Origin of the sequence: Propioniciclava sp. (assembly GCF_029977985.1) — a bacterium.
In the GTDB taxonomy this organism is placed as follows: domain Bacteria; phylum Actinomycetota; class Actinomycetes; order Propionibacteriales; family Propionibacteriaceae; genus Propioniciclava.
Genome location: NZ_JARKOT010000144.1, coordinates 1 through 10,864, shown reverse-complemented (window position 1 = coordinate 10,864; position 10,864 = coordinate 1). Strand labels below are relative to the sequence as shown.

At 69.7% G+C, this 10,864-nt stretch carries 12 protein-coding genes; 11 read left to right on the top strand and 1 reads right to left on the bottom strand.

The features are described from left to right. The first annotated feature begins 911 nt into the window (after positions 1-911). Positions 912-1,403 carry an RDD family protein gene (locus Q1K57_RS09265; protein WP_300081382.1) on the top strand — a complete coding sequence of 164 codons (492 nt, stop codon included), beginning with the start codon at positions 912-914 and terminating at the stop codon, positions 1,401-1,403. Between the two features lie 4 nt (positions 1,404-1,407). Here the strand turns inward: Q1K57_RS09265 and Q1K57_RS09260 are convergent, their stop codons facing one another. Further along, entirely contained in the window at positions 1,408-2,142 is a 735-nt protein-coding gene (locus tag Q1K57_RS09260) for a queuosine precursor transporter (protein ID WP_300081379.1), read from the bottom strand. Positions 2,143-2,252: 110 nt separating this feature from the next. On the opposite strand from Q1K57_RS09260, the gene Q1K57_RS09255 reads away from it, so the two are divergent. From Q1K57_RS09255 to Q1K57_RS09210, 10 genes are all read left to right on the top strand, one after another. Then, a complete protein-coding gene (locus Q1K57_RS09255) occupies positions 2,253-2,693 on the top strand; it encodes a DUF5709 domain-containing protein (protein ID WP_300081376.1) in 441 nt (146 codons plus the stop codon). 112 nt (positions 2,694-2,805) lie between these two features. Continuing rightward, positions 2,806-3,744: a PhoH family protein gene (locus Q1K57_RS09250; RefSeq protein ID WP_300081374.1), complete on the top strand. Its 939-nt coding sequence runs from the start codon at positions 2,806-2,808 to the stop codon at positions 3,742-3,744. Between the two features lie 49 nt (positions 3,745-3,793). Next, complete coding sequence (gene ybeY / locus Q1K57_RS09245; protein WP_300081371.1) at positions 3,794-4,261, top strand: rRNA maturation RNase YbeY; 468 nt, start codon at positions 3,794-3,796, stop codon at positions 4,259-4,261. A 38-nt stretch (positions 4,262-4,299) separates the two neighbouring features. After that, a complete protein-coding gene (locus tag Q1K57_RS09240; protein ID WP_300081385.1) occupies positions 4,300-5,667 on the top strand; it encodes a hemolysin family protein in 1,368 nt (455 codons plus the stop codon). Beyond that, positions 5,664-6,596 (top strand): GTPase Era, encoded by a 933-nt coding sequence (gene era / locus Q1K57_RS09235; protein WP_300081369.1) that lies wholly within the window; start codon positions 5,664-5,666, stop codon positions 6,594-6,596. The genes Q1K57_RS09240 and era overlap by 4 nt, the downstream gene beginning before the upstream one ends. Before the next feature lie 117 nt (positions 6,597-6,713). Next, the gene (locus Q1K57_RS09230; RefSeq protein ID WP_300081366.1) at positions 6,714-8,168 is read left to right on the top strand and encodes an FAD-dependent oxidoreductase; all 1,455 of its coding nucleotides are present in this window, start codon (positions 6,714-6,716) and stop codon (positions 8,166-8,168) included. A 5-nt stretch (positions 8,169-8,173) separates the two neighbouring features. Next, on the top strand, positions 8,174-8,344 hold the full coding sequence (locus Q1K57_RS09225) for a hypothetical protein (protein WP_300081363.1): 171 nt from the start codon (positions 8,174-8,176) through the stop codon (positions 8,342-8,344). A gap of 32 nt (positions 8,345-8,376) precedes the next feature. Continuing rightward, on the top strand, positions 8,377-9,072 hold the full coding sequence (locus tag Q1K57_RS09220) for a DUF1707 domain-containing protein (RefSeq protein ID WP_300081360.1): 696 nt from the start codon (positions 8,377-8,379) through the stop codon (positions 9,070-9,072). After that, a complete protein-coding gene (locus Q1K57_RS09215; RefSeq protein ID WP_300081357.1) occupies positions 9,069-10,433 on the top strand; it encodes a hemolysin family protein in 1,365 nt (454 codons plus the stop codon). Before Q1K57_RS09220 ends, Q1K57_RS09215 begins: the two co-directional genes overlap by 4 nt. Further along, on the top strand, positions 10,430-10,864 hold a 435-nt coding region (locus Q1K57_RS09210; RefSeq protein ID WP_300081355.1), incomplete at its 3' end, for a CNNM domain-containing protein. The genes Q1K57_RS09215 and Q1K57_RS09210, both read left to right, overlap by 4 nt.

The window sequence follows — 10,864 nt, the reverse complement described above, 5'->3', positions numbered from 1 at the left end:
CCGCATTGTCGATCTCGTCGGCCTTGGTGAGCATGAGCTTGCTGAGCTGGCGAACGCCAGCGATATCCATTCCGACCATGCCACTCATCAGAGGGTGCTCCTTCGCTTGTTCGTTGATGATCCCGGGTGGGCCCTTTCGATGACCCCAACCTAAAAGCGACTCCACCCCAGACGCCATGGGGAGCACTCCCCACCAGTGCGGGCCAAGGTCATACCGTGGCACGGGTTGGCCGCAACCAACGGCGTCCCGAGCGTACGAAACCCACACCACGGCACGGGTTGGCCGCAACCAACGGCGTCCCGAGCGTACGAAACCCACACCACGGCAGGGCTGGCTGGAGCTGGCGGCGTGCGAGCCTACGTGGGCCACCCCATCGCATCGGCTGACCAGCGTGTCCGGGGCCGCCGACGCGGGGGACTCGGGTCGGCCGGCCACCCAAGCTCAACCTGTCGGCTGGGGTCTCTCGACACACACCCCGGGTCGTCGACGCGAACGGCCGGGCCCTCCACGCAAACCACCGGACCCTCGACGCTTCGGGGGGCGCGCTGGCCGATGGGGAGTGCTCCCCACCGACAGCGGGACGATTGCGTGGCAGGCTGACAGCACGATCCCCGACGAGAGGCGAGCAAACCGTGGAGTGCTCCTACTGCCGCCACCGGTGCCCGGCCGGCGCGACCAGCTGCCCCCGCTGCGGAGCACCCCTGTCCTCACGCGTTCCGGTCGCCGTCGGTGTCGGAGCTGGCGGCCGACCCGCGCCGAGCGCGCCGTGCCGGACTCCGAGGACGGCCGAACGGTCGCGCGCCGCAACCTGCCCGCCCCCCAACCGCCAACCGCCCCCCGAGGGCGGACGCGGTCGTCCGCGCCGTCACCCTCGCCGTCACTTTCGCCGGCGCCTCCGGCTGCGTCGCCGGTGCGCCCCAACCGAGGGCGTCCAACCCGTCGGGTCGACGTCGCGCCGGAGATCGCGGGTCTCTGCCAGCGGGTCGGCGCCGCACTGCTCGACGGGCTGATCATCACGTTCGTCCTGCTGGCCGCCCAGTTCGTGACCGGCTTCACGGTGCCCAACCCCAACACGCCCGAGGCGTTGCTCGCCTACCTGACCGCGATGGGGATCGTGGCGGCGTCCGTGAGCGTGGCGACGCTCATCTACCACGCCTGGGGCAACGCCATCGGCTGCACCCTCGGCAAGCGGCTGGTGGGCACGCGCGTCGTCCACTACCGCACCCACGAGCGGCTCGGCTTCGGCCGTGGCCTCGTCCGGGCGTTGATGCTGTTCGTGCTGGGGCTGCCCTCCGGCCTGGGGTACCTGTCGATCCTCGGGCCCGAGCGCCGCGGCTGGCACGACCTCGTGGCGCATTCAATGGTTGTCAAGGTGCCGCCGAGGCCGCGCCGCCCGCACTGACCGCTCAGGCGTAGTCGGGCTCGTGGCGCTTGATGGCGCGGACCACCGCGTAGGTGAGCGGCAGGAAGATCACCTCGACCGTTACCTTGTAGACGAAACCGACGACGATGTAGTTCACGAGCGTGGCGGCGTCGATCGAGCCGCCCCCGAGGACCACCCCCAGCGGGCCGAAGGCGATCGAGCAGAAAAGCAGGGTGTCCGCGAACTCCCCGACGAGCGTGGACGTCACGAGGCGTACCCAGAGGCGTCCTTCGCCGTAGCGGTCCTTGATCCAGACGAGGACGCGGGCGTTGAGGAGTTGACCCGCCAGGTAGCCGACCAGACTGGCCACCACGATGCGCGGCACGAACCCGAGGACGGCGCCCCAGGCATCGTCGTTCGGCCACCCGTCGGCCGGCGGGGCGGCGTCCACCGCGAGGAACGTGAGGCTCATGACGGCGGCGAGCACGAAGCCGGTGACGATCGCCCGGCGGGCGCGCCGCAGGCCGTAGACCTCGGCCAGCACGTCGCCCAGGATGTAGGCAAGGGGGAACAGGAAGGCGCCCCCGTCGGTGATGATCGGCAGGACGGGAAAGCCGCCCACCTCGACCGTCGGACCGAACTGGATGAGCTTGGTGGCGCCGATGTTCGAGATGAGCAGAACGCCGACAAAGGCCGCGACGACGAGGTCGTAGACGCCGCGTCCGCCGCTCGCGTAGGCGGTAGGAGAGGGCGCGGGGCGGGTGTTGGTGCCGGTCACGGGCGGTCAGCCTACGCCTCTCCCGGCCGCACGCCGTACCGTGCGGACACCGCGACGCCGTTGTCGTGCCGCTGGCCCCAAACGCTTGGGTCCCGTGGCAGGATCAGTGCATGAGCGAGAACATCGGACAGTTCGACGAGGGCGAAGACAACCTCGAACAGCTCCAGGCGTCCGACACCCTGCTCGACCGGGGCGTCGCCGACGTGCTGGACGAGGGGATCATCGCTCCGGACCAGTGGTCGCCCGCGCAGGGCTTCGGCAACACTCCCGCCGAGATGCGTCAGGGCGAGACCCTCGAGATGCGTGTCAAGCAGGAGGAACCCGAGGTGTCCCCGCCCGACGACGGGCCGTGGAATCCGACGGGGGAGTCCCGCGAGGTCGGCCGGGAGCGGGCGGGCCGGCTGGTCGACGCACGACACGGGGACGCGGGTGTCGACACCGAGGGTGAGTCGATCGCGTTCTCGGTGGGCATCGACGGCGGTGCGGCGTCCGCCGAGGAGGCCGCCATGCACGTCATCAACCCGGCGGATGACGACGACGACGTCGAGTAGCATCGGTGGGCGCGGGCCGCACGGTGCGGCGTCCGCCTGACAAGGAGCAACCCTGACCACCCAACACACGCCCGAGGCTGTCCGCCGCATCACGGTTCCCGCCTCGATCCCGATGGTGTCCATCGTCGGGCCGCGGGACGAGTTCCTGCGGATCCTCGAGGGGGCCGTGGACGCCGACGTGCACGTGCGCGGCAACGAGATCACGCTCTCCGGGACGCCGGCCGGTGTGGCGACGGCCGCCGACGCGCTCACCGAGATCATCACCATCGCCCGGACGGGTCAGGGCCTGGACGCCGCGTCCATCGAACGCGTCGTCGGCATGGCGGCATCCCCGGGCGAGTTGCACGCGTCCGAGGTCCTCACGCAGAACATCCTGTCCACGCGCGGGCGGACGATCCGGCCGAAAACCCTCAACCAGAAGCGGTACGTCGACGCCATCGACGCCCACACGGTCGTGTTCGGCATCGGTCCGGCGGGCACGGGGAAGACCTACCTGGCCGTCGCCAAGGCCGTGCAGGCGTTGCAGGCGAAGGAGGTCAACCGGATCATCCTGACCCGGCCCGCCATCGAGGCCGGCGAGCGTCTCGGCTTCCTGCCCGGAACCTTGAACGACAAGATTGACCCCTACGTGCGGCCCCTCTACGACGCGCTGCACGACATGCTCGATCCCGACTCCGTTCCGCGGCTTCTCACCGCCGGCACGATCGAGGTCGCGCCGCTCGCCTACATGCGCGGCAGGACGCTGAACGACGCCTTCATCATCCTCGACGAAGCCCAGAACACCTCGATGGAGCAGATGAAGATGTTCCTCACGCGCCTCGGGTTCAACTCGAAGATGGTCGTCACCGGAGACGTGACGCAGATCGACCTCCCCGGGGGGACGCGGTCGGGGTTGCGGGCCGCGCCGGGCATCCTCGACGGGGTGGCCGACATCGCGTTCTGCCAGCTGACCAACCACGACGTCGTTCGCCACAACCTCGTGGGGCGGATCGTGGCGGCGTACGACCGGTTCGAGTCCACCAAGGACGGCCGCGAACGGGGCGGGCGATGAGCTCGGTTCGCGGTGAAGCGGACGGGAAAGCCCACGGAGGAGGTATGCGGTGATCGACTTGAACAACGAATCCGGCGTCGAGGTCGACGAGTTGCGGCTCGTGCAGCTGGCGGCGTTCGCCCTGGACCAACTGCGCATCCACCCACAGGCCGAGCTGTCGATCCTGCTCGTCGACGAGGCGACCATGGGCGACTACCACGAGAGGTTCATGGATCTGCCCGGCCCGACCGACGTGCTGAGTTTCCCCATGGACGAGCTACGCCCGCCGAGCGACGACGAGGAGCCGCCGCTCGGGCTGCTGGGCGACATCGTCCTCTGCCCGAGCGTGACGGCCGCCCAGGCCGCCGAGAACGGCCGGACGCCGGAGGCGGAGGCCGACTACCTGCTCGTGCACGGTGTGCTGCACCTGCTCGGGTTCGATCACGCCGAGCCGGAGGAGAAACGGGTCATGTTCGGCCTGAACGATCGCATCATCGCCGCTTGGGAGCAGCGCCGGGCCGAGGGCGTCCGCCGCTAGAATGGCGGCGTTCTGACTCTGAGAGAGATGGGCCCGCCCTGCTAACGCACACCGAGTGGATCCTGCTGGTCGTCGCCATCGCCTGCACGCTGTTGGCGGGCGTGTTCGTCGCGATCCAGTCCGCGCTGGCGTCGTTCTCGAAGGTGCGTGCGGAGAACCACGTCCGCGACGGTGCGCCGGGTGCCGAGCGCCTGTTCACGATGACGCAGGATCCGGCGCCGTCGCTCAACACGATGCTGTTCATCGGGATCGTCCTCGAGGTGATCGCGACGGTCTGCGTGGGCATCGTCGTGTTCGACAACTTCGAACCCCTGTGGCAGCGGTTGATGTGGACCGTGCTGCCCATGGTGCTCGTCAGCTTCATCATCCTCGGCGTGGCTGCCCGCACCCTCGGTCGCCAGCACGCGGACGCGATCGCGCTCAGCACCTCGGGCCTCGTCAGCGGGCTGACCTCGGTATTCGGGTGGTTCCCGCAGATCCTCATCGTCGTCGGCAACGTCATCACGCCAGGGCGCGGTTTCACCGACGGTCCGTTCACGTCCGAGGCCGAGCTGCGCGAGTTGGTGGACATGGCCGAGGCGTCCGATCTCATCGAGGCGGGCGAGCGCCGCATGATCCATCAGGTGTTCGAGTTGGGGGACACCATCGTCAAGGAGGTCATGGTCCCGCGCACCGAGATGGTGTGGATCGAGTCCGACAAGACGCTCCGGCAAGGCCTTTCTCTCGCCCTCCGTTCGGGTTACAGTCGTATTCCGGTCGTGGGGGACGACGTGGACGACGTGCGCGGCGTCCTCTACCTGAAGGACGTCATCCGGCGGAACTACGACAACCCGCAGGCGCAGTCCTGGGAGACGGTGGCCTCGCTCATGCGGCCCGCCGTCTTCTGCCCCGACAGCAAGCCGGTGGACGCCCTCCTCAAAGAGATGCAGCTCACCCACAGCCACGTGGTGCTGGTCGTCGACGAGTTCGGCGGCACCGCGGGCCTGGCCACCATCGAGGACATCCTCGAAGAGATCGTGGGCGAGATCGTCGACGAGTACGACCGCGAGATCCCGCCGTGGGTGCAACTGGCCGACGGCCGGTTCCGCGTCAACTCGCGCCTGCCCGTCGACGAGCTCGGCGAGCTGTTCGGGCTACGGGTCGACGACGACGACGTGGACACGGTCCTCGGCCTCATGGCCAAGGAGCTCAACAAGGTGCCCATTCCCGGGTCCGTGGTGGAGTGGGAGGGCATCGAACTGGTCGCCGAGCGCGGCTCCGGACGCCGCCACGCCATTCGCACGGTGGTCGCCGCCCTCGTCGAGGACGCCGGCGCCGACCAGGCCGTCGACGCCATCGGCGGTCTCACCGCCCAGAGCAGCCAGGAGTCGGGGCGTCGCCGCGACTCCGCCGAGGAGGATGCATGACGGACGCCGCCCCGCCCCACCGCTCGGGCTTCGCCTGCTTCGTCGGACGCCCCAACGCCGGCAAGTCGACCCTGGCGAACGCGATCGTGGGGGAGAAGATCGCGATCACGTCGTCGAAGCCGCAGACGACGCGGCGGGTCATCCGCGGCGTCCTGACCCGACCGGACGCCCAACTCATCCTGGTCGACACCCCCGGCCTGCACCGGCCGCGAACCTTGCTGGGCGAGCGGCTGAACGACCTCGTCCACGAGACGTGGAGCGAGGTCGACGTCATCGGCGTCTGCCTTCCCGCCAGTCAGCGCATCGGCCCCGGGGACGAGTTCCTCGTGCGCCAGATTTCCGAGCTGCCGCGGCGTCCGAAGCTGATCGCGCTGGCCACCAAGACCGACCTGGTCGGCCGCCAACGGCTGGCCGAGCACCTCGTGCGGATCGCCTCGTTGGAGGAGTCACTCGGGGTTCGGTGGGAGGCTGTGGTGCCCGTGTCCGCGGTGGCGGGCGACCAGGTGGATGTGGTCGTCGACGAGATCGTCAAACTGCTGCCCGAAGGTCCGCAGCTCTATCCGGACGGCGAGGTCACCGACGAGCCCACCGAGACGCGGATCGCCGAGCTCATCCGCGAGGCGGCGCTCGAGGGTGTCAGCGACGAGCTGCCGCACTCGATCGCCGTCGTCATCGACGAGATGGGGCTGCGCGAGGGGCGTCCGGCCGACAAGCCCCTCATGGACATCTACGCCTCCATCATCGTCGAGCGGGCCTCGCAGAAGGGCATCATCATCGGCCACCGTGGCGAGCGGCTGAAACAGGTCGGCACGGACGCCCGGCTGCAGGTCAAGAAGCTGCTCGACATGCCCGCGCATTTGATGATCCACGTGAAGGTCCTGTCCGACTGGCAGCGCGACCCCAAGCACCTCAATCGCCTCGGTTTCTGAGAGCCGGTTCGTCGCAGAACGGCCCGCCGACGAGTCGGGGCGGTGGTTAGCTTGCAGTGGGGCGTGGCGAACCGTACGCTCCATACCCTCAGGGGTATCTCGGACGAGGGGGACGCGATGGCGCGCACGGTCATTCTGGGTGGGGGCATCGCAGGGCACACGGCGGCCCTGCACCTGCGCAGGCTCCTGCCGCGTGAGCACGAGGTGGTCGTGGTCACGCCGAACAGCAAGTGGAACTGGATCCCGTCGAACATCTGGGTCGGCGTGGGGGTGATGGATCCCGCCGACGTGGTCTTCCCGCTCGCGCCGGTCTACGCCAAACAGGGGATCGGCTACGTGCAGGCGAAGGCGACGACGATCCTGCCGCACGGCGACGCCGAGGACGCCCGCGGTGCCGTCGACGTCGAACACACCTCGCCGGAGCGATCCGGCCAGGTCGAGCGGTTGCGTTACGACTACCTCGTCAACGCAACCGGGCCCAAGCTGAACTTCGCCGCGACTCCGGGGCTCGGGCCGGACGAGGGTCACACCGTGTCCGTCTGCACCGCCGGCCACGCCGAGCACGCGGCGTCCGCGTTGAAGGACGTCATCGACAAGCTGAAGGCGGGGCAGCGGCAGACGCTCGTCATCGGCACCGGGCACGGAACGTGCACGTGCGAGGGGGCCGCTTTCGAGTACGTGTTCAACGTCGAGCACGAACTCCGGCAGGCAGGGGTGCGTGACCTCGCGGAGATCATCTTCCTCACCAACGAGTACGAGCTCGGCGACTTCGGCGTCGGCGGCATGGAGTTCGAGGAGAACGGCTTCCGCACCACCGGCCGCATGTGGACCGAGTCGCTCTTCCGGGAGCGCGGCGTCCGGGCGATCACGGGGGCGGGCTGCACGAAGATCGAGGAGGGCGTCATTCACTACGAGCTCCTCGACGGGACCGAGCACACGCAGGCTTTCGATTTCGCGATGCTGCTGCCGCCGTTCCGGGGGGTCGGGTTGACGGCCAAGGACGCCGCCGGCGCCGACATCACCGACCAACTGTTCGCCCCCAGCGGCTTGATGAAGGTGGATGCCGACTACTCGGGCAAGCCCTACGAGGAGTGGAAGGCATCCGACTGGCCGAGCACCTACGCGGTGCCGGGCTTCGACAACATCTGGGCCGTCGGCATCGCATTCGCGCCGCCGCACCCGATCAGCAAGCCGCGCAAGTCCCCCAAGGGAACGGTGATCTCGCCGGCGCCGCCGCGCACCGGCATGCCGTCGGGCGTCATGGGCAAGGCCGTTGCGCAGACGATCGCCGACCGCATCCTGGGCCGGGCGAAGCCGCCGCACGAGGCGTCCATGGCGAACATGGGGGCCGCGTGCGTGGCCTCCGCCGGGACGGGTCTCACCAAGGGATCGGCGGCGTCCATCACGATGATGCCGGTGGTGCCCGACTTCGAGAAGTACGAAACGGGCCGTGACCTCGGCGAGACCAAGGGTGAGATCGGGCTCGCCGGCCACTGGATGAAGCTCTCGCTGCACCACCTGTTCCTCTACAAGGCCAAGGCGCTGCCGGGCTGGCAGCTCATCCCGGAGTGATCGACATGAGTGACGAAGCCATCGGCAACATCGATGCACGCATCGCCCAGGCGCCCCTGCCCACGCAGGGCACGCTGAAGCGGCGCCAGAACCTGCCCTACCAGGTGTACCGGGGGGCGGCGCTGATGATGCGCATCATGCGCATGGTGATCAAGGGGCACGCGGCCGGCCACTGAGGATCGTCGGCGGGGCTCGCTAGGGTGGTGCCGTGACCGATGACCGCCCCTCGCCCGCCGAGGGACACCTGCGGGTGGGCACGTTCCACCGGGAGCGGGCCCTCACCGAGTTGCGCAACGCCGCCGCCGACGACCGGATCACCTTCGACGAGCTGGACGCCCGCGTGCCACGCGCGCTGCAGGCGCACTCGCGCGACGATCTCGTCGCCGTCCTCGGGGACTTGTTGGATTCAGCCCAGCTCGCCGCGTTCTTCGGCACGCCCGCCGGGGCGTCCGAGGGCCCCGGCTCGCGGTGGGAGGACCCGGTGCGGCTGACGGGGACCGGGATGCGCGCGGTGCGCCTGCTGGGGCCGTGGGACGTCCCCGCGTTCCTCGAGGTGACGTACAGCACGGGTGGCACAGTGCTCGACTTCACGGTCGCGACGGCGACGTGGCCGGTCGTCGATGTCGTGCTCGTCGGCAGCGGGATGGGGCCCGCGCTCGTAATCGTGCCCGAAGGGTGGGGTGTCGACACCCAAGGGCTCCAGGTGGATTCCACCTCCACGGTCTCGAGCAGCGTCGCGACCCGGCCGACCGGCGAGCACCCACGGATCATCCTGCGGGGCCGGGCGACCGGCTCGGTGACGGTCCGGACGCCGCGGCCGCGCGACCTGCGGCGCGCCGAACGGGCCGTCCGGAGCGATCCGGACGCGACGCGACGGGTTATGACGACCGGGAGAGACGTATGAGTCCTTGGTTGTCGCTGGTCGTCGGCGTCCTCGTGGTGCTGGCCATCACGGCCGCCACGGCCTACTTCGTTGCCCAGGAGTTCGCGTACGTGGCAGTGGACCGATCGCGGCTGGCGGGGCGGGCGGCGTCGGGGGACGCGCGGGCCGAGGCGACGCTCGCGATCACGCGGCGGACCTCGTTCATGCTGTCGGGGGCCCAGCTGGGCATCACGGTGACCGGGCTGCTCGTCGGCTACGTGGCCGAACCGCTCATCGGGCAGGCGTTCACGGAGCTGGTCTCACCGGGGGCGTCCACCGCTTTGTCGGTGGCGCTCGGCGGAATCGTGGCGCTGGCGTTCTCGACCCTCGTCCAGATGCTGTTCGGCGAACTGTTCCCGAAGAACTACGCGATCGCGCGATCGGCGCAGGTGGCCGACGCCCTCACCCCGTCGACGCGGGTGTACCTGAAGGTGTTCGGGCCTGTCATCTGGGTGTTCGACAAAGCGGCCGAGCTGCTGCTGCGGGCGCTGCGGATCGAGCCGGTGCACGACGTGGAATCGGCGGCGTCGGCGTCCGACCTGGAGAAGGTGGTGGCGGCATCCCGCGAGGCCGGCTCGATCTCGCCTGAGCTGTCTCTCGTGATCGACCGCATCCTCGACTTCCCGCGCCGGGACGCCGAGCACGCGATGGTGCCGCGGGTGCGGGTCGGGACGGTTCGTTCGAGTGCGACCGTGGCCGAGGTGCGCGCGCAGATGGCGACCGGGCACACGCGCTACCCGGTGCTGGACGCCGACGAGGCCGTCGTCGGCATCGTGGACCTCGTGGACGTGCTGGGCGCGCCGCCCGACTCGGCCGCTCCCGTGACGAGCCTGGTCCGGCCCGCCGTGCTCGTGCCGACGTTCATGACGCTGCCCGACACCGAGCACGCGCTGCACGAGGCCGATGCCGAGATCGCGTGTGTGATCGACGAGTTCGGCAGTTTCGTGGGCATCGTCACGCTCGAGGACCTGGTGGAGGAGATCATCGGCGAACTCGACGACGAGCACGATCCGGTGGCGCCGCCGCTGGAGACCTCCGCCGAGGCGGGCATCTGGGAGGTGGCGGGGGGCGTCCATGTCGATGAGGTGGAACGCATGACCGGACTCCGGCTGCCGCCGGGGGAGTACGAGACGATCGCCGGACTCGTGATCGCCGAGTTCGGCGACCTACCGGCGGTGGGGGACGTCGTCGAGTTGCACCTGCACCCGACACCCGCGCAACTCGCGCTCGACCCGGAAACGCCTGAGCGGCTCGTGCGCATCGCCGTGTTGGAGGTCGCACGGCACGTGCCGGCGCACGTGCTGATCACCCTGCCCGGGGTATCGGGAGAGGCGACCTCGTGATCGCCCTGGAAGCGGCGACCACCGTCGGGTGGGGCGTCTGGCTGGCGACGGCGGCGATCATCGCCTTGTCGGCGTTCTTCGTGGCGACCGAGTTCTCGCTGATGGCCGCGCGGCAGCACCGGCTGGAGGAGAGCGCCACGACCGCGGCCGGGCGGGCCGCGCTGAAGAACTCGGCGGAGCTGACGCTGTTGCTGGCCGGCTCGCAACTCGGTATCACCGTGTGCACGCTGGCCCTGGGCGCGGTGACGAAGCCGGCCGTGCACCACGTGCTGATGGGGCCGCTCGAAGCGGTGGGGCTGCCGACCGTGGCCGCGGACGTGGTGGCATTCGTGCTGGCGCTCGTCATCGTGACGTTCCTCCATCTGGTGGTGGGCGAGATGGCCCCCAAGTCGTGGGCCATCGCGCACCCGGAGAACTCGGCGGTGCTGCTC

Coding starts and splice junctions, on each gene's coding strand:
- Q1K57_RS09255 (WP_300081376.1), top strand. CDS start 2,253: ATGAGCGAGAACATCGGACAGTTCGACGAGGGCGAAGACAACCTCGAA.
- Q1K57_RS09250 (WP_300081374.1), top strand. CDS start 2,806: ATGGTGTCCATCGTCGGGCCGCGGGACGAGTTCCTGCGGATCCTCGAG.
- era (WP_300081369.1), top strand. CDS start 5,664: ATGACGGACGCCGCCCCGCCCCACCGCTCGGGCTTCGCCTGCTTCGTC.
- Q1K57_RS09230 (WP_300081366.1), top strand. CDS start 6,714: ATGGCGCGCACGGTCATTCTGGGTGGGGGCATCGCAGGGCACACGGCG.
- Q1K57_RS09225 (WP_300081363.1), top strand. CDS start 8,174: ATGAGTGACGAAGCCATCGGCAACATCGATGCACGCATCGCCCAGGCG.
- Q1K57_RS09215 (WP_300081357.1), top strand. CDS start 9,069: ATGAGTCCTTGGTTGTCGCTGGTCGTCGGCGTCCTCGTGGTGCTGGCC.